This window comes from Neobacillus sp. Soil_C_43 (assembly GCF_057656715.1).
The window spans coordinates 60314-79488 of record NZ_JBDGJV010000011.1 but is presented as its reverse complement, the minus strand read 5'-3'; the positions used below and the strand labels follow the sequence as shown (position 1 = coordinate 79488).

At 37.9% G+C, this 19175-nt stretch carries 21 protein-coding genes and 1 pseudogene; 17 read left to right on the top strand and 5 right to left on the bottom strand.

Annotated features, from left to right (window positions below; all coding sequences use genetic code 11):
* Positions 1-5 precede the first annotated feature (5 nt).
* The 8 genes from AC3A54_RS15440 (at position 6) to AC3A54_RS15405 (ending at position 10114) form a co-directional block, all read left to right on the top strand.
* On the top strand, positions 6-3089 hold the full coding sequence (locus AC3A54_RS15440; RefSeq protein WP_487655104.1) for an MMPL family transporter: 3084 nt from the start codon (positions 6-8) through the stop codon (positions 3087-3089).
* A 462-nt stretch (positions 3090-3551) separates the two neighbouring features.
* Entirely contained in the window at positions 3552-3947 is a 396-nt protein-coding gene (locus AC3A54_RS15435) for a VOC family protein (RefSeq protein ID WP_487655103.1), read from the top strand.
* Between the two features lie 24 nt (positions 3948-3971).
* A complete protein-coding gene (locus AC3A54_RS15430) occupies positions 3972-4343 on the top strand; it encodes an MmcQ/YjbR family DNA-binding protein (protein ID WP_487655102.1) in 372 nt (123 codons plus the stop codon).
* Positions 4344-4669: 326 nt separating this feature from the next.
* Positions 4670-4909 (top strand): hypothetical protein, encoded by a 240-nt coding sequence (locus AC3A54_RS15425; protein ID WP_487655101.1) that lies wholly within the window; start codon positions 4670-4672, stop codon positions 4907-4909.
* A gap of 308 nt (positions 4910-5217) precedes the next feature.
* Positions 5218-6363 (top strand): C40 family peptidase, encoded by a 1146-nt coding sequence (locus AC3A54_RS15420; RefSeq protein WP_487655100.1) that lies wholly within the window; start codon positions 5218-5220, stop codon positions 6361-6363.
* Between the two features lie 107 nt (positions 6364-6470).
* Positions 6471-7178 carry a M48 family metallopeptidase gene (locus AC3A54_RS15415; protein ID WP_487655099.1) on the top strand — a complete coding sequence of 236 codons (708 nt, stop codon included), beginning with the start codon at positions 6471-6473 and terminating at the stop codon, positions 7176-7178.
* A 306-nt stretch (positions 7179-7484) separates the two neighbouring features.
* Complete coding sequence (locus AC3A54_RS15410; protein ID WP_335547022.1) at positions 7485-8474, top strand: HD-GYP domain-containing protein; 990 nt, start codon at positions 7485-7487, stop codon at positions 8472-8474.
* 170 nt (positions 8475-8644) lie between these two features.
* A complete protein-coding gene (locus AC3A54_RS15405) occupies positions 8645-10114 on the top strand; it encodes a protein adenylyltransferase SelO (protein ID WP_487655098.1) in 1470 nt (489 codons plus the stop codon).
* Positions 10115-10202: 88 nt separating this feature from the next.
* Here AC3A54_RS15405 and AC3A54_RS15400 read toward each other — a convergent pair whose 3' ends face one another.
* Positions 10203-10478: a CC/Se motif family (seleno)protein gene (locus AC3A54_RS15400; RefSeq protein ID WP_487655097.1), complete on the bottom strand. Its 276-nt coding sequence runs from the start codon at positions 10476-10478 to the stop codon at positions 10203-10205.
* A gap of 99 nt (positions 10479-10577) precedes the next feature.
* Between AC3A54_RS15400 and AC3A54_RS15395 the strand changes: the two genes are divergently transcribed.
* Positions 10578-10832 carry a GlsB/YeaQ/YmgE family stress response membrane protein gene (locus AC3A54_RS15395; protein WP_308080807.1) on the top strand — a complete coding sequence of 85 codons (255 nt, stop codon included), beginning with the start codon at positions 10578-10580 and terminating at the stop codon, positions 10830-10832.
* 61 nt (positions 10833-10893) lie between these two features.
* Here AC3A54_RS15395 and AC3A54_RS15390 read toward each other — a convergent pair whose 3' ends face one another.
* The 3 genes and pseudogenes from AC3A54_RS15390 to AC3A54_RS15380 form a co-directional block, all read right to left on the bottom strand.
* Positions 10894-11286, bottom strand: coding sequence for an OsmC family protein (locus AC3A54_RS15390; RefSeq protein ID WP_487655096.1), 393 nt, complete (start codon positions 11284-11286; stop codon positions 10894-10896).
* Between the two features lie 50 nt (positions 11287-11336).
* Positions 11337-11573, bottom strand: a complete 237-nt coding sequence (locus AC3A54_RS15385) for a histidine kinase dimerization/phospho-acceptor domain-containing protein (protein ID WP_487655095.1) — start codon at positions 11571-11573, stop codon at positions 11337-11339.
* Positions 11560-12257, bottom strand: a pseudogene (locus AC3A54_RS15380) (response regulator transcription factor). Before AC3A54_RS15380 ends, AC3A54_RS15385 begins: the two are co-directional and overlap by 14 nt.
* Positions 12258-12457: 200 nt before the next feature.
* Between AC3A54_RS15380 and AC3A54_RS15375 the strand changes: the two are divergent.
* The 8 genes from AC3A54_RS15375 to AC3A54_RS15340 all read left to right on the top strand — a co-directional run bounded on the left by AC3A54_RS15375 (position 12458) and on the right by AC3A54_RS15340 (position 17897).
* Positions 12458-13054: an SAM-dependent methyltransferase gene (locus AC3A54_RS15375; protein WP_487655094.1), complete on the top strand. Its 597-nt coding sequence runs from the start codon at positions 12458-12460 to the stop codon at positions 13052-13054.
* Between the two features lie 155 nt (positions 13055-13209).
* Positions 13210-13602, top strand: a complete 393-nt coding sequence (locus AC3A54_RS15370) for a DUF5655 domain-containing protein (RefSeq protein WP_487655093.1) — start codon at positions 13210-13212, stop codon at positions 13600-13602.
* Positions 13603-13963: 361 nt separating this feature from the next.
* On the top strand, positions 13964-14113 hold the full coding sequence (locus AC3A54_RS15365) for a cytochrome c oxidase subunit 2A (RefSeq protein WP_335548047.1): 150 nt from the start codon (positions 13964-13966) through the stop codon (positions 14111-14113).
* An 11-nt stretch (positions 14114-14124) separates the two neighbouring features.
* Entirely contained in the window at positions 14125-14592 is a 468-nt protein-coding gene (locus tag AC3A54_RS15360; RefSeq protein ID WP_487655092.1) for a cytochrome c oxidase subunit II, read from the top strand.
* Between the two features lie 63 nt (positions 14593-14655).
* On the top strand, positions 14656-16287 hold the full coding sequence (locus tag AC3A54_RS15355) for a cbb3-type cytochrome c oxidase subunit I (protein ID WP_487655172.1): 1632 nt from the start codon (positions 14656-14658) through the stop codon (positions 16285-16287).
* Between the two features lie 97 nt (positions 16288-16384).
* Positions 16385-17023: an SCO family protein gene (locus AC3A54_RS15350; RefSeq protein WP_487655091.1), complete on the top strand. Its 639-nt coding sequence runs from the start codon at positions 16385-16387 to the stop codon at positions 17021-17023.
* A complete protein-coding gene (locus AC3A54_RS15345) occupies positions 17020-17577 on the top strand; it encodes a hypothetical protein (RefSeq protein ID WP_487655090.1) in 558 nt (185 codons plus the stop codon). Before AC3A54_RS15350 ends, AC3A54_RS15345 begins: the two co-directional genes overlap by 4 nt.
* A gap of 89 nt (positions 17578-17666) precedes the next feature.
* On the top strand, positions 17667-17897 hold the full coding sequence (locus AC3A54_RS15340) for a hypothetical protein (protein ID WP_335548056.1): 231 nt from the start codon (positions 17667-17669) through the stop codon (positions 17895-17897).
* 28 nt (positions 17898-17925) lie between these two features.
* Here the strand turns inward: AC3A54_RS15340 and AC3A54_RS15335 are convergent, their stop codons facing one another.
* Entirely contained in the window at positions 17926-19170 is a 1245-nt protein-coding gene (locus tag AC3A54_RS15335; RefSeq protein ID WP_487655089.1) for a helix-turn-helix domain-containing protein, read from the bottom strand.
* Positions 19171-19175: the final 5 nt, after the last annotated feature.

Sequence of the window (19175 nt, the reverse complement as noted above, 5' to 3'; positions counted from 1 at the left end):
TCAAGGTGAGACAGATTATTAAAGGCCGCTGGGCCATATTTTCCATATGGTTGATTGCGACGATCGTACTTACAGTCATTCAACCAGACATCAATGCCATACTACGGCAAAAAGGGCAGCAAGGAACGAGTAATGATAGCCCTTCCGTAATGGCAGATCGTATCTTAAAAAAGATGGATACAACGAAAGGAACAAACAACCTCATCGTTTTTTACGATAAAAATAAACTATCAGATGATGAAATGGGAAAAATCGGTGATGCGGTAGAAACCATTCGCGATAGCGGATCAGAGCTTGGTATTGCTAACATCATGGATCCTTTCAGCATCCCCGAAGCCAAAAGCTCTTTAGTATCTAAAGATGGTACAACACTTATAGTGAGCTATAAGCTTGATAAAAGAGGGCGAGAAATAGATGATATCCAAAAACAAATTGAAAGCAAATTGGATCATGTACCTGTTGACTACTATCTTAGTGGGGAAGACTTTATCAATAATGATTATCTGAAGGCATCCCAGGCAGGTGTCGAAAAGAGTGCGGCATTAACCGTTATTTTTATTTTAGTAGTCCTTATCATTGCATTTAGGTCAGTCGTTACACCTATGATTTCCTTAGTGGCTGTAGCTTTTTCCTACCTTGTTTCCATGGGAATTGCAGCTCAATTAATTGATAAGGCAGGATTTCCAATAACTAGTCTTACCCAAATGCTCCTGATCCTTATCCTTTTTGGGATTGGTACAGATTATAACATCCTTCTGTTTAATCGATTTAAGGAAGAATTATCCCATGGACATTCTATTGATGAATCAATCGTAAACACTTATAAAACGGCAGGTAAAACAATTGCATACAGCATACTCACTGTATTTATTGCTTTCCTTGCTCTCATTTTTGCCGAATCTCCAATCTATCGATCAGGTGTTGTGGTTGTAATCGGAGTAACCATATTGTTACTGCAAATATTGACTTTAACGCCATTTGTCATGAAGGCATTAGGTGAAAAACTTTTCTGGCCATCTAAGAATGTAATGGGTCATAAGGAAAACAAGTTTTGGGGAAAGACATCCTCCTATGCTGTTAAGCACCCTATTATATCCACTGTCATCATTCTTTTGATACTCGGACCAATGGTGTATTTTCATCAGGAAAAGCTTAACTTTGATACGGTTGGAGAACTTGGAGATAAATACCCTTCTTCTAAAGCGATAAATTTGGTATCGAAGCACTTTGGAAAAGGCCAGGCAATGCCTGCGACTGTGGTCATCGAAACTGGTAAAGCACTTGATAATAATGACTCTCTTGCAGTCATTGATAACATAACTGAAAGATTGAAAAGTATTAAGGGAGTGAAGCAGGTTTCTTCCATCACACAACCTCAAGGAAAGCCAATTGATGATTTTTACGTCGACAGTCAAATGGGGGCTGTTACGGATGGCTTGTCACAAACGCAAGGTGGTGTGGATCAAATTCATGATGGATTGAAAGAAGCACAAGAAGGGTTTGGTTCTGCAGACTTTTCCAAAGTCAGTCAAATGGTTGACGGTACGGCAAAGCTCCAAGATGGTATGGCTGCCTTAACTATTGGTTTGAAGCAAATCCAAGCGGGTATAAATGATGGGTCAAGTAGTTCAAAGACTATCACTAACGGTATGGCTACCATTGAAACAAATCTCTCAAAGATGAGCAGAGGTGTTGGTTTGTTAGCTGAAAATTATGGGAAGATGCAGGCTGGCTATGCTGAGATGGGCTCTCGTTATCAATATGCCGCCCAAGAACTTTTAAGGGTAAAAGCTGAGTTGTCGGAAATGCAATCTTTGGTAACGGCATTAGGGAACAGTTATGGAGAGTCTCAAAGTGATAAAAACTATGTAGATTTGAAGCGGAAAATTGATGAGACATCAGCATCATTAAGTCAAATCACACCTGAAGGAATCCAAGTATTAAATGCTAATTATAATGCAGTAACTACTGGTTTTGGGACAGCAAATAAAAATCTTGGCGCTATGAGCAGCGGGTTAGCACAAATGGCAGATGGGTTGAAAAAGCTTGAATCTGGACTTGGTCAGGCATCCTCAGGAATTGGTACCATCGTAACCAATATGATCAGTGTCACGAATGGGTTGGGCCAGATGAATTCAGGTCAGCAACAGCTGGCAGACGGACTCAATGGATTCACTGTCTTCGGCGAAAAACTGTCAGATGTTAACAACGGCTTACAGCAAATCTCTGACGGATTGGGACAAACCAATGGTTACTTAACGCAGCTGAATACGAATAAAACTTTCTTTATTCCAAAGGAAGCGTTGACTAATAAGGACTTTAAAAGATCGTTTGACACATTCATGTCCGAAGATAGAAAAATCACCAAATTCATGGTTGTTCTGAATGATGATCCATATTCAGAGAGTGCATTAAAGACCGTAGACAAAATCAATGAAACGGTTACTGATGGACTTAAAGGCACCGCTCTATCTGATGCCAAGAGTGGAACATCCGGACCAAGTGCGACAACAAACGATATGAATAATGTTTTGACTAGAGATTTAAATAAAACAACGACGATCGTCATTATCGGAGTATTGCTTGTACTGTTCTTTGTTATACGATCTTTCTGGACACCGGTTTTCATCACCGCATCCATTGTTGGGGCATACTATGCGGCGATGTTCCTTATAAATTATATTTTCATAGATTTGAACGGGCTTGAAGGTATTTCTTCCTTCGTACCATTCTTCTCCTTTATCATCATTGTGGCTTTGGGAGTAGACTATAGTATATTTTTAATGATGCGGTTTAAGGAATATCCACATATGCCAGCTAAAGAGGCAATCGTGTTGGCTTCAAAGCAAATAGGCGGTGTGATTATAGCAGCAGTAATTATTCTTGGCGGCACCTTTGCCACACTGATGCCTTCGGGTATCATCCTTTTATCAGAACTGGCCATAGCTGTTATTGCCGGTCTGGTTATCCTTTGCTTTATTCTGCTTCCAATCTTTGTTCCGGCCTTGATGGCTCTTCCGGAAGCTCTAGTAAATTTATTTTCTGGAAAAAAAGATACTGACGTAAGTTTTGAGAAAAAAATAGTTTAAAACCTAAAAAGGCAGTCCCTCTCACAAAGGGGAAACTGCCTTTTTTTAAAGATAAGAATGTATAAAATTTATTACAGCCACAGTCCTTGATAGTGTAGTATTTTATGTTTCAATCTAATGGTTAGAAGCACGCCTGTAAATAGAAGAAGTTTCTAATGCCCGAGGTAAGGGAAAAAGTACACGACCGGTAAATAGGGGAACTTTTAATGCCTGTTGTAAGTTGCAAGACTACTAGAGCCTAAGGACTTTTGTACTCTTAAGGGCGACTAGCACTCTGTTTGCGGCCCGATAGACTACCGACCAGTCTTCTTATTCGTGGCTGATCAAGGTGCTTGAGCTTTTTTTAATGATTGACGGAATTTATTTCCATAAAATATCCTATAATAGAGAAGTATGAAAGAATCTATTAGAGTTGAAAAGCAACGTAGAAATAGTCCATTCTTGTAAAAATAGGAGGCCATTATGGGAAGATTAGTTCATTTCGAAATTCATGTGAGTGACATGGAACGGGCAAAAAAGTTTTATGGAGAGGTATTCGGATGGTCATTTCAGGATTGGAGTGAGTATGCAGGCATGCCCTACTTTGGTGCTGTGACTGGCGATGAAAATGAACCTGGAATCAATGGTGCCTTGATGCAGCGTCAAAGTGCTCCACCGGAAACAAATCAAGCATTAAATGGGTATGCTTGTACAATGGGAGTAGAAAATTACGATGTAACGGAAGCGAAAATTCTGGAGAATGGTGGCAAGGTCGCCATGCCTAAATATGCCCTGCCTGGAATGGCATGGCAAGGATACTATATTGATACCGAAGGCAATATTTTCGGAATTCATCAACCCGATGCGAACGCAAAATAGAATGGTCGATAGGTGAATGAAAATATGAAAACACATGACACGGCAGGCATGCTTGAAAAAGTTCGCAGCATTTGTCTTGCACTTCCTGAAGCTACTGAAATTATCGACGGTTTCGGTCACAATACTTTTAAAATCAATGGGAAATCCTTCGTGATTTCAGGTGAAAGCGAAAAAGGATTCAGCCTGTCGTTTAAATCAGACAGGGAAACACAGGAATTATTGCTGCAGAAAGAATATTTTTTCAAAACCCCGTACATAGGACATCATGGCTGGGTGTCTATTCAAAATCCAGAGGAAAAAGACTGGGATGAGTTGGCGGATCTTATTCAAGAAGCCTATTTGCGTGCAGCACCGAAGCGTTTGGTTAAGAAATGGAATGAGTTACTTACAAAGTGAGAAAGGCAGAAGAGCTGCCTTTCTTTATTTTTACGTTTTTTTGGTGAATAATTGATGTGGGAAAAGTCATCACTTTAATCAATTCATTACCTATTAAAAGATTAATATATATATAACAAAGAATGGGTAACGAGAACGTATAAAAAGTCGCTAAACAGTTTAGCGGCTTATTTATTTGTGCTTCCACTTCCCCAATCCCCTTTTTCCTATTTCCAAGAAACTATCAATAAACCTATCAAAATGGACTATTAATAGGTTTAAGTACAAGCAATTTTATCCTTTCTTGAATCTTATAGTTATTGAGATTTATTAAGGAGGTGAGATCGATGGCTAAAATGACTAAAAGGTGTTGTTTCTATGGACCAAATTCTAAAGGACAACTTGTTGTAAGATGTATATCTTCAACAAACATCTGTCTTTCCCAGATTCATCATGGAGGGGAAGATTTAGATCTTTTTTCAGCTTCTGCGCTCCCTGTTGAAAACTGTGGAGATTGTCATCACAAAATTGCTATACCGGGACTTGAGGGATTTACCATAGTATCAGCTGATGAAAACGAAAATTAACTAAGTTCAAGAAAGACAAGCCTATCTTTGTAATGTTTTAAATGTGGGCTTGTCTTCAGCTTATTTCTCGCGATTTCATTTGTATTCCGTTAAATCACCTAACGGAGGTACTTATGTGTAGATGCGCTGCCTGCAAGGTAGCTTTATTTTTTTCAGCAGATGTCGACAATTTTGTCAGATTATTCTACATAAAATTACAATTGTATTACATTACTGCCAATTGCATTGTTATTAGTCCATTTGGAGTATAAACTAGTAATATATTAGGAATTTGGAATTAATGATAGGTTACAAGAGGAGATAATGTAATGATAAAAAAATTCTTTAAATATACAGTTACAGCTACCATTCTTGCCGCTACGATCCAAGTAACACCTACTTTTGCTAGTCCGGAAACGTCAGTAATCCAGGGGCAAATTAATGCAACGGAAGACCAAATTGATAATTTTGAAACCAAAATTCAACAAATAGATGACCGTATTAGCCAATCAATGGAGAAAAGTGAAAAACTAAATACTGAAATCAAGACACAACAAGGGAAAATTGCACAAACAGAGGCTGAAATTGAAGAAGCTAAAGCGTCCCTAGAAGCACACAAAGAGGTCTATTCAGAACGACTTAAGAGCATTCAGTTAGAGGGAAAACAATCAATTGTTACATACGCAGAACTTTTGCTTTCATCTAATAACCTTTCTGAGTTTTTCACTCGTTTTACTGCTATCTCGAGTATTATGGAAAGTGATACAGCCTTACTAAACGGGTTAAATGAAAAGGAACAAGCATTAACAGAAGCAGAGAAAAAATTACATGAAGAGTACAATCAATTAAAAAAGAGTCAAAATGAATTAGTATCTGAACAAAAAAAGATTCAAGAAGATAAAGCAGAAATTCAAAAAGAATTAGCTACTGCACAGAGTACATTACAAAATAAACAGAATCAATTGGCTCAACAGCAGGCTCAAGAAGAGGCTCAGAAACGTGCACAGGAAGAGGCACGTCGCCAAGCTCAATTAGCTCAGCGACAGGTTACTCAAAGACACTCTGAAGGAACCAAGACTTCAAAATCTGTACCTTCTGTAGATTTATCTAATGAATCTACCTCTGCTACGGCAAGTAATGTTATTGCTATTGCGAAAAAATATATGGGCGTTCCTTACGTTTGGGGAGGAACAACGCCAAACGGATTTGATTGTTCAGGATTTACAAGCTATGTGTTCCGTCAAGTTGGCATCAATCTTCCAAGGGTGTCACGTGACCAACAAAGGGTTGGAACAAGAATCTCTCCAAGTCAAGTACAGCCGGGAGATCTAGTATTTAGAGGCTCACCTGCCTACCATGTTGGCATTTATATTGGGGGCGGACAATATATTCATGCGCCACAAACGGGTGATGTGGTGAAGATTTCCACTTATAACCCAGCAAAATTTACGAGTGCTGCTAGAGTATTGCCTTAAGAATTGAAAAACATAGTGTTAAGACTAAGATAGTTTGTAATATTAGTGCCTGTTCCTTCTGAGGGACAGGCGCTATTTTTTTAAGTAATGTTAAAAAAGGTGATGAAATGATACACACATACTTAGATAAGACGATACGTTTTGAAATTAAGTACAAAAATCGTTCCTCAATGGGTATCACGATTGATAGCTATGGGAATGTGGAAGTCCAGGCACCGAAAGGAACACCAGATGAAAAGGTAATCCAACTATTAGAGAAAAATTGGGACCCCATTCAGCAAAAATTAAAAGAAATGAAGGAGCGGCTCCAAGGACCGCAGGAAAAGGTATATGAGCATGGTGAAAAATTTCTTTATTTAGGAAACACCTTTCCCATACAGATTATTCAAGACAGTACTATTACCCTAGATTACGTGAAATTTAAGGAAGATAAGTTACATATATTTGTTAAGTACCCAGAAGATGAGAAAATAAAACATGCATTAAAACGCTTTTATTATCAGCAGTGTAAAGCAATAGTTGAAAAGAGCATCTCCTCATATCAAAGTTACTTTAAAACAAAACCACGTTCGATTCGAATCACAGATAGCCAAACTGCATGGGGAACCTGTGATTCACGGCATCAGCTAACCTTTAATTGGAGATTGGCGATGGCACCGCAAAGTGTAATTGATTATGTAGTTGTTCACGAAATGTGTCACATGGTGCATTTAAATCATGACCGCTCTTTTTGGAGGCTGGTTGGTAAAATCATTCCTGATTATAAAGAAAAAGAAAACTGGCTGGCATTATCAAACTGGAAAATGACGGTATAGCTGCAAAAAAGGCAATCACATAATATGGATGTAATGATAATTAATTTTTGACTTGCATATTTTTGTTCAAATTATTTCAATAAATGATAATCAAATGTATATAAGATTGTAAAAAAAAACCATCTTTTTATGGTCATTTATTATTTTTATAAATAAATAGTATTGAAGGGTTTCTTCTTTCGTCTGCACTTTGAGCAAGCAATTACTAAGACTGTGGAAACTTAAGGATTTATTGACAATGATTGGTCTGTATGAGAAATTTAAGACACAATAATTATATAATAATGTTGAAGGAGATCTTAATAAATGCTTAAGGAATGGAAAAACTGTAAAAAAGGAGATCAATTTTGCCCTGTTTCCTTTAAAAAATATGGATCTTTCTTTTGGACAATATTTATGTTATTTGGAGTTGCAGCAATAGTAGCTAATTATATTTTTGAGTCCCCTTTGCTGTTGGGCCTATATGCCTATCCTGTTGTCTTTCTCTCATTAATACCTGTTCGAAATAGTCTCTATGTTGTTCTAAGTGGCATTTTACTAGGATCATTGATTGTACTGAGAACTCCTGATAGATTACACCTTTCTATAATAGCTGCTTATGTTGTATTAATGGTAATTGTCCGTAGGGTAGTATGGATTTCATCACGAAACTACAAAGAAAAGAATGAGCAGGAAGATTTATTCCTTAATACTGTTTTTTCTTTAGCAAAAACAATTGATGCAAAAGATCCCTATACTGCTTATCATTCTAGTAATGTAGCAAATTATGCTAAAAAGATTGCAAAGGAAATGGGACTTTCTAATAAAGAGATAGATTCTATTTACTTGGCTGGACTAATTCATGATATTGGAAAAATCGGAATGCCTGATTCTATTCTTCAAAAAGAAGGAAGACTGACAGAAGAAGAATATACTATCATGAAAAAACATCCTGAAGAAGGCTATAAGATTATTAAGGATATTCATCGACTTCAAGAACTGGGTATAACTGATATGGTTTTATATCATCATGAACGGCCAGACGGGAAAGGCTACCCTAGAGGTTTATCTGGTGTAGAGATTCCATTAGGTGCTCGGATTTTAGGGGTTGCTGATGCATATGATGCTATGACGACGAATCGATCTTATAGACAGAAATTAGCTATTGAAACCGCAACAAACGAAATAACAAGGAATATCGGAACTCAATTTGACCCAATAGCAGCTAACGCACTTTTTAAAATCTTGATTCTTGAAGGTAAAATCCCAAAAGTAGAAAATTCATTGGTATCAAGCAAATTTTCCATTGCTAATTAAAGTCTAATTTATATCAGCCATAGTGTCAGGCACCACTTGTAGATAATTTAGGAATTTATCCACGAGTGGTGCCTGAAATGTTATTTGAGAGCATTTTATTCGTTGATGGGTATAATAAATTGGCAGAAGTAATTTAGTTTTAGTACGACAGAAGAAATAAAGGAGATCCAATGACAAAAAAAATAAAAGACCCTGGTTGGAACTTTGACAATAGTTATACTAAACTGCCGGATTCATTTTTTAAAAGCACCAATCCAACACCCGTTAACTCACCTCAGTTGGTCATTCTAAATGGCACACTAGCAAAATCTTTAGGGCTGAATGTCCAGGCATTGCAAGGGGAAGAGGGGATTGATGTTTTTGCAGGTAATAAGATTCCCGAAGGTGGTTCACCTCTTGCACAAGCCTATGCAGGACATCAATTTGGCCATTTTACGATGTTAGGCGATGGCAGGGCTGTACTTCTTGGTGAACAGATTACTCCCGAAAATAAACGGGTGGATATTCAGCTCAAGGGGCCAGGAAGAACGCCATTTTCTCGAGGCGGTGATGGTCGAGCAGCGCTCGGACCAATGTTGCGAGAATATATTATTAGCGAAGCCATGCATGCGCTTGGTATTCCTACGACCCGTAGTCTCGCTGTCGTAACAACAGGTGAACCTGTATACCGTGAAACAGTCCTGCCAGGCGCCATACTAACTCGTGTAGCTGCCAGTCATATTCGTGTCGGTACGTTTCAATATGCGGCAAGATTTGGTACTGTGGAGGATTTACGAGCTTTAGCAGACTATACGATTAGCCGACATTATCCTGATATTAAAGATGATGAGAATAAGTATCTTTCATTTTTAAAGGAAGTGATTAAGCGTCAGGCGGCACTTATTGCAAAATGGCAGCTGGTAGGCTTTATTCACGGGGTGATGAATACCGATAACATGACCATTAGCGGTGAAACAATCGATTATGGTCCATGCGCTTTTATGGATGAATATAGTCCGGCTACCGTATTCAGTTCCATTGATCGGGAAGGAAGATACGCTTATGGCAATCAACCGTATATTGCTGTATGGAATCTGGCACGATTGGCTGAGTCGCTATTGGCGCTTATAAATGAAAACCAAGATGAAGCTGTGAGGCTCGCTGAAGAAGCTCTTTCAGGTTATGGTGCATTATTCGAAGGAAGATGGCTTGAAGGAATGAGAGCAAAGCTAGGTATCTTCAATGAAGAGGAACAAGATGAGTCACTAGTGAAAGAACTACTTCAGTTGATGGAAAAGCACCGGGCAGATTTCACCAATACCTTCCTTGCATTAACCTTTGATACACAGAAGGATACAGCTCTGTTTGTGGATCCAGAATTTACTCAATGGCATGAGAAGTGGCAGTCTAGATTAGGCAAGCAACAGGAATCGAATGAATTATCACATGAGTTAATGCGAAAAAGCAATCCATCGGTCATTCCTCGAAATCATCGGGTAGAAGAAGCTTTAGAAGCTGCGGTGGAACAGGGAGATTTTAGTATATTGGATAAGCTTATTCAAGTGATATCAAAACCCTACGCTCATTCTCCTGAGCAGGAAGAATACTGCACACTGCCTGTACCGACAGGTCGTTCGTATCAAACGTTTTGCGGCACCTGATAGCAGACATGTTGTGTTTGTTAATAAAGTACAAAAAATGCTACTTCGCAAGTTCAGAAGTAGCATTATTTATGTCTTATACGCTATTTTATTGAAGCTTAGCAGAAAGGGATTTTAAAAAGCTGATACCCGATAATTTAAGTGTGAGTTTTTCCTTGTTACAGATAATTTTATGTACATAGATGGATAGATTATCGACCTTTAATTCCGTAAACTGATCAGTTGTTTTGGGCTTTCCGGGAACTGCCACTACTTCCTGAACACCAGGAGCACAACAAGTTTTTGTTTCTAGAATTTTTACAGTTAGTTGATTTCCTTTTGCTTTTATCCATTTTTTTGATTCATTATCTATTTCAACATACATACAATAATCCTCCCCAGGAACAGTATATTTTTATTATACTTGTAAACCGAACACATTGTACAAGTTCCGCATATAATGTCAAAAAAAGGAGTTAATGGAATGACTATTCTTTCTTTTATTCTTACTGTTATTGTTGCGATGGTAATTGGTGTTGTGGGAAGCAAGTTATCACCTTTCGATATGCCGGGGGGATGGGCTGGAGCTATTGTTGCAGGGTTCGTGGGAGCATGGGTTGGTCCATATTTATTAGGGGCATGGGGACCTATGATTCTTGGATTCTCGTTAGTCCCATCGATAATAGGGGCTATAATTGTTGTCATTGTAGCTGGTATTATTGCTAAACTGTTTGATTAACTTGTCGCGATAAGCCTTTATCTAAAAAAATAGGGTTCCCTTCTATGGGTAACCCTATTTTTTATATCCCTTTTATGTACTTGATAGTAAATTTTATTTCAATAGAGCTAATGACAGACTGAATCATTCCACAATTTTTAATGACTAAGTCAGCAATTTTTTCTGCAAGCTGAGGGGTTAGTGGCTCATCGGATTGAACGTAGGCAGTAAAGGAAAGCTGTTCAATTCGATTTGCATGATCTGGGTTTCTTACTGCAGAGACTTCCATCTCTAATTTTTGAAAAGGATATTTCCTTTTTGTTAAGATGTTTCGAAGGATGGTGCCGCTGCATCCCACTATAGAAGAGACAAAAAGTTCAAACGGTCGATAGCCTTTATTTTCAGAAGGTGAAATAGTGATTGGATCGAAGCCTAAATTTCCTATAATGTGGTCGTTTTCAATGATATATTTCATATAAATCACTCCTTTCAATAAAATAATGCAGGTGAATTATTAAGGAATGATTAAGAAACGCTATCCCGTTCATTTTTGGAAATGAATTCTGTTATAAGCTCAACTATTCTAGAAATTCTTCGTGACTCTTCTAGTAAGGAACCGAATAATTCTGGATTTCCCTCAATTACTTCATTTTGTAGAGCTTCTAAATAACCATTAATATTCGTCAGGGGTGTCCGCAGCTCATGAGCGATATTTCGAAGCATTTCCTCTTGGAACATTTCCGATTTTTTATTGTGCCACAAACTTATACCCCATTCCTCTTATGGTTTGAATATAATCCTTGGGTGTCTTTTTCTTGATTTTTCCCCTTAAATTCCAGATATGAACATCAATAGTTCTGTCAGTAACAGCTTTTTCATTATTTTCATAAATATAGGTAAGGATTTGTTCTCTAGATAATACCTGGTTTGGATGCTGCATGAAGGTATGAAGTAATTTAAATTCAAAATGAGTTAATTCAAGCTGCTCTCCATCGATCCAAGCTTCTCCTTTTGCGGGTTTAATCGTAAAGCCTGTAAAGCTTGCTTTCCACAACGACTGGCAGTTCTTCTTAGTACAGCTTCAATTCGTACCATTAATTCGGCGGGGCTAAAGGGTTTGACTACATAATCATCTGCCCCTAAATGAAATCCTTTGATACGGTCTTTTTCTGAAGCCTTTGCTGTAAGCATAATGATGGGCATCATACTTTTTAAATCCTCTCTAACCCATCTACAGATTTCCTCGCCGCTGATTCCTGGCAGCATGAGATCAAGAATTAATATACAAGGGTCCAGTTCCTCAATTTTTCCCTTCGCTTCTACCCCATTTACCGCTTCGGTTACTTCGTATCCATCTTTTTTTAAGTGGATTTTGACAAGATTCCGGATTTTCGGATCATCTTCCACAATTAAAACTGACTTGCCAATAAGGTTTTTTTGATTCAAGATTCCACCACCCTCTATTATTAAATTTTAATGGTGAGAAAAAGATAATACTTCTGCAGCTAATGTTAAGAATATCCCGATAACATTCATATCAATCACTCCTAATTAGATTATAGTAGTAGTCCTTTGTTAAAGTTTGATTAAGAATCTTTTTTCAATGATAAAATGGGAAATATACAAGAGTGAAAGGGGAATGAGCGATGAATCAGTGGAATAATCGATTTGCAGCAGAGCACTATGTTTATGGAACAGAACCAAATGTCTTTCTAAATGAAATGCAGAAGAGACTAAAGTTATCTGGTGAGGTGCTAACCATTGCCGAAGGGGAAGGACGTAATGCTGTATTTCTAGCTGAACAAGGAATGAATGTGACCGCGTGGGATTATGCAGAATCTGGATTAACCAAAATAAAAAAGCTTGCTGAAGAACGAGGGGACACCGTTCAAACTGAATTGGTTGACCTAAATGAAGCAAGATGGACTCAAAACCAATGGGATGAAGTGGTTTGTGTTTTTGGGCATTTTCCAGTTGAGTTACAAAAGAAAACCCTTCAAGGAATAAAAGGAGCGGTTAAGCCTGGAGGCTATTTCATTACGGAAGTATATTCTCGATATCAACTTCCATATAACAGTGGTGGTCCAAAAGATTTAGGCTTTTTATATACCCCCGAAGAATTTTTGCAGACCTTTAATGATTGGCGGATTGTTCACTTTTTCATGGGTGAAGTAGAACGTCATGAAGGTGACTTTCATAATGGCTTGTCACATGTTATTCAGTTTCTGGGACAGAAACTGTGAAAAAAGTTTGACAGGATATTATGCTACATACTTCATGAGTTGCGTTTTGGATAGTTTTGTATGGAAAATAACGGTATAATTTAATTGAGGAATTTGTTAATTATGTAACTAACGTATTCAAGAAACGGTTGAGGTGAGGAGAGGGGGGATAAAGGATGGAATCTGTATTTGATAAGGAGATAGAAAACTTCTTTTCTAATCAAGAACATCTTATCTCATTGTTCCAAGCGGTGAATCAAATGATCCAATCGATTGCACCTTTACCATTTGATGTGAACAAATCCCAAATCTCATTCGGAACCAAACCAAAGTTTGCTTGGGTATGGCAGCACAAGCCATGGCTCAATAAACGTCCAGAAAATGCGATTGTTGTTACTTTTTGCGTAGGACGATATATTGAACACGACCAAATTGTTGAAGCGACAGAACCTTATCCTGGACGCTGGATTCATCATTTGATGATTAGAGATGAGTCCGAACTTACTAGCGATGTGAATAAGTGGCTAGAAGAAGCGTATATATTTGCAAACCAAAGAGCTAGAAATTAGCTAAATAATTTTAATCAATAATTTAAAACGCCAACGTGTGCAGACTGCATACTTGTTGGCGTTTTTTTATTGCATAAGGATTCAAAGAGTTCACAAATTTGTCACTACTATTTTATAGATTATTTTTTATTAGGTATGTATTTCACTATAATGATTTTTTCTATAAAAAAGTTATACATGTTGATAACAATCAATATTGAACCATTTAAAGAATCAAACTTTTAGGTTTCTAATGAATGTGAAATAATAAGCAATTTCTTTTTCTTTTTAGGTGTGTTTTTTATAGTGATTCAGTTCACTTTATTGATAATTATTCCCATTTATGCTGTAGATATCAAAATCATAAGGGGGATGATTTGGGATGGGTGCTACGAAGAGTTACAAGAAAAATAAGCAAAGTGAACATCAAGAGGAACCTTTAAAAGGAACATGGATTTCGGTTGGAGTGGTAGGAGTAGTAATCCTTTTCACGTATTTAGTTTTGTATGGATTATTCATGTCTAGGGTATAGGGGGAAATGAGATGAAGATGAACCTTGATGAGAAAATTTGGTTGACCTTAAGTTTTGGGATGATCATGGTGTTCATGTTAATAACTGGTTATCAAGCCTTTGCCTTTGACTTGGAGCCGCCAAGTAACAAAGAAATCATTGATCCACAAAAAGTAGATCAAACAGCACCGTTTGATAAGCCAGGAATTAATAAGATTGGTGAACATGAATATGAAGTAGTTATGACATTACAAGCATTCAGTTTCAACCCGGGCAATATAGAAGTACCAGCTGGCTCAACTGTCCATTTTACCTTAACCTCAAAAGATGTTGTTCACGGTTTTGAGGTGGCTGGAACAAATCTAAATGCAATGGTGGTACCTGGACACATACAAAAAATTACTCAAAAGTTTGATAACCCTGGAACCTATCTAGTGTTATGTAATGAATATTGTGGGGCTGGCCATCAAGTAATGAGTACAACGATTACGGTAAAATAAAAGGGGGGAAGCAATGTGAAAACAGCAAATTCACCTACATTTAAAGATAGAGCAGAAAATGCGATGGGAATAACTAAAGAGGATGCTAGATTAACGAAATCATATATATTTGTAGCATTTACAGCATTACTTCTTGGTGGAATGTTAGGACTCTTACAAGGTTTAAACCGTGCAGGATTATTAGAACTGCCAACATGGCTTAATTATTATCAAGTTCTAACGGCACATGGTTTATTATTGGTTGTTGTACTAACCGCATTTTTTACAATTGGTTATTTTTATGCTGGACTTTCCCATACATTGGGGGGGCTGCTTCCAAAGGTAAGAAAGTTGGCTTGGGTTGGATTCGGAATGAAGATGGTTGGATTTGTATTAGCCGTCATTCCTATCTTAATGAATGAAGCATCTGTTATGTATACGTTCTATCCGCCAATGGCAGCCAACCCAATGTTTTATATAGGCTTGGTATTTATAGCGTTGGGGGTTTGGATGTGCTGTATTGGAGCATTTATCAATGTGGCTAAATGGAGAAAAAACCATAAAGGACAGCATGTTCCGATTCTTGCTTACTTTGCAACAGGGGTGTTTGTCCTATTGTTTTTTGCCCTTATCCCTGTCGCCATTGAAGTTTTAACGATTATTCCTTGGGCATTTGGCTGGGTTGAAACGATTAATGTTATGGTAGCCCGTACCTTATTCTGGGCTTTTGGTCATACGTTGGTTAATATTTGGTATTTAACTGCCACATCTGCCTGGTATGTTATTGTACCAAAAATTATAGGTGGGAAACGTTGGAGTGATACCTTAACACGCGTCGTTATTATTGCATTAGTTATTATGAATATAACTGGTGGCTTCCATCACCAAATTGTGGACCCCGGCATTTCACCTTCAGTTAAATTCATGCACGTGTTTATGAGTTTAGCTATCGGATTTCCTTCATTAATGACTGCCTTTGCCTTGTTTGCGGTGTTTGAACGGACTGCGAGGAAGCAGGGAGGAAAAGGATTAATTGGATGGTATAAAAAAATGCCATGGGGCGATGTTCGTTTCCTTGCACCCTTTATTGCCATGGTTGCTTTTATTCCAGCTGGCGCAGGTGGAATAGCTCAAAGTACCAATCAAATAGACCAAGTGGTTCATAATACGATGTGGATTGTTGGCCACTTCCATTTAACCCTGGGGATGTCTGTTGTGATGACATTCTTTGGTATAAGTTATTGGTTAGTTCCGTATATTTCGAAACGGGTGTTAACCCCACAAATTAATAGATTAGGTGTAATTCAAACTTGGATATGGACTGTCGGTATGATTTTTATGTCAGGGGCAATGCATTGGGTTGGACTGCTAGGTTCGCCGCGGAGGACTTCCTATACAACATATGGTGATAATGCTACTGCTTTAAGCTGGGATCCTTATTTAATGTTTTTAGCAATTGGAGGAACATTGTTAGTCATCGGTGTTGTTCTTCAAGTATATGCGGTATTTAATCTGATGTTCTTCGCACCAAAAGGTGAAACGGAATTTCCAATTGCAGAGGAAGAGGATGGCGTAGCCAAAACACCCTATTGGACGGAGCGTTGGGGACTTTGGATTGTACTAATGCTATTAGTAGTTGCAATGGCGTACGTCATACCATTAACCGAATTTATCGTCAATGCACCGCCTGGCTCACCGCCGTATAAGACTTGGTAAGTAAATATTTTAAAAAGGAGATAGCTCGGAGGGGAGGGCTATCTCCTTATGCTTAAGATTAGTTGAATGGAAAAATAGATCGTGGGAAGTGATCACTGTGATCAAAAATAAACACAATATATTTGCGTGTGTGCTAGTTATCATATTTGGATTTACGTTGTTCTATTTAGGAACGGATGGATTTCGGGCGTTTACCTCTGAAACGGCTAGAGTGAATCGGCTAATAGATGTTAAACCTAGATTTCCCGATGTAACTTTTGAGGATAGCAAAGGTCGGGAGTACTCTATTTCTGAATTTAAGGGCAAATATGTGTTTATTACCTTTCTTTATACCTCCTGTACGACAGTTTGCCCACAGTTAGAAATGAACATGTCTAAGGTTTATGAAAAGATACCAAGCAAATATATGGGCAAAGAGATTGTTTTTTTAAGTATTAGTTTTGATCCTACCAGAGATGACCCAACCACATTAGAAAAATACCGTGGTTATTTTAATAGTGATGGAGAAACCTGGAGGATGGCGAGAATTAAAAATCCTGCTGAGTTAAATGCTTTATTAAAAGCTTTTGGTGTTATTGTTATTCCGGATGCAAATGGTAATTTTGCTCATAACTCTGCCTTTTATTTGGTTGATAAAAAAGGCAGTCTGGTTGATGTACTCGACTATAAAAAAATTGATCAAGCCGCAAAAAAGCTGATTGATATTTTGGATAAGGAGGCGGGTAAGGAATCATGAAGCAATCATTATATGGAGTACTGTTATGCCTTTTCCTCTTCCTTCCTCCTGTTTCAAATCTTATGGAATCTGTAATGATCATTCACATGCATATGCAAATGCCGTTGTTGATTTTTTCTGGATTTCTCATGGCCCGCTTTTTCCAACTACGGTTTCCTTCATTCTTTTCAAAATGGAACAGTGAAGGGATTCCTGGGATATTATTATTTGTTATTATAACGCTTTTTTGGACGCTTCCGAGGTCAATGGATGATGCATTAACGATGCAGAGTATGGAAGTGTTTAAATTTATTAGTTTGCCATTTCTAGCTGGTATATCTCTCCGAGACAGTTGGAATAAACTTAGACCCATTGTTAAGAAAGTTTTATTTTATTTTTTCACAATTCTATTTTTCGGTATAGGCTGGTTATATATTGATTCACCAGTTCAATTATGTAATAACTACCTAATTATTGAGCAGATTACTCTTGGCTGGGGATTTGTGACGACAGCAATCTGTTTGGTTATTTATTTGGTCTATATCACTTTTACAGATCCCACTAAATATGAATAAGGTTATCTTTTAATCAATAAATTGTTTGGGTAAAGCGGATAGGTGGGTAACAATTAGAGAAGGATAATGGTAAAAAAGGAGGTCTTCTCGTGGTTCAAAACTCAGATAACCGAAAGAATAAGGAAGAGAAGGACAAATTAGAACAGGTTCTTGAACATTCCATTGAGGTGGAAGAAGAGTTGATGAGGACGTACCTTATTACAGCAGAGCGAATTCACGATGATGATGAACTAAAGGAACGCCTCGAGAACTTTGCTGAAGGAAATGCCAAAAGGACAAAACAATTAATAGATGAATTAAATGAAACAAAAGAAACCTAGAAAGAAACCCGCCGAGTAGTGACGTTTTTTAGTCTTCGGCGGGTTTTGTTTTTTTGATGTTTTCTTTCATTCTTTTATATGTTTCATGGGCAAAATCCTTAAATGGTGTAGGTGGAAGAGGTTCGAAATGATCCACTGCCTGTTTTGCGGCATGAAGGGCTTCATCATCATGGCCTAATTCAAACAGGCAGAGGGCCTTGTAGCAATCCTTTACATATAGAAGTGACAAATCAAAAGGATGATGCACCCAAGATGGAATGGTCATTTTTTCAAGAAACGGTATAGCTTCTAGAAACCGGCTAAGGCTATATAGGGCCTTTCCCTTTTCAAGAAGAAACCATACTGCGTAAAAATCCGTTGTTTTTGGATTAGACAAATAGTAGTCAATGATTTCAAGTGAAGCATAATAGTCCTGTTTTTCCATTAGCGACATGACCTGGAACAAATCATAGAAAAGGATGGAGGGTGCATGATCTGCAAAGTCCCCATATTGTTTTAATTTCTTAAGATAATGCATCTTATTTTCTTCATCTTGGGTCATCATCGCATGGGCCACGGCAAGCCTGTACAAATCATCAATTCGATAAAAAATCCGATGCTCTTTTGAGAACTGAATGGCCTTTTCCATCACCTGCTTAGCGGCTTCAGAATCGCCAACTGCAAAGTAAAGAATGGCTTCTTGATAATCAAGGTCAGCACGAGTAATTGGGTCAACATACGCATGCGTTGCTTCGATTGCAGCACGTTCAGCTAAGAAAATCGTTAATGATTCGGTATACTCGTGTTTAACAAATTTCTCTGTCGAGTACAAAATCCCAATCCCTGCTCGTTTAGCAGTTAGATTCATCTCGTCATACATTTTCGCTGCACGATTACAATAGATCTGCCAGTCATTTAGTTGTTCATGATAAAGGCAGCGGCCATAAAGGTCTAATAATCGGGCAGCTTCATACCCACCATTTAATTTATCCATATAAGGATTGAGCGAGCTAATAAGCTGTTTATATTTGTCGGGACATTGTTCAACCTGGGAATTGTATAATTTCTCTGCAGTTTCTAAAAGTCCTCGCAGCTCGTGTCCGCTGATTTCTTCTAACAGCTCAGTTACCTCCACACCTAAACGCTTAGCAATATATGTCAGACTTTCCATGGAAGGTTTAGCTTTGTTGTTCTCAATAAGGCTAAGCATTCCTTTGGTTAGTTCTTCCCCCGCCAGTCCTTCAAGTGTCATTTTTTTCATTTTCCGAATTTCGCGGATCCGTTCTCCTAACATGTATA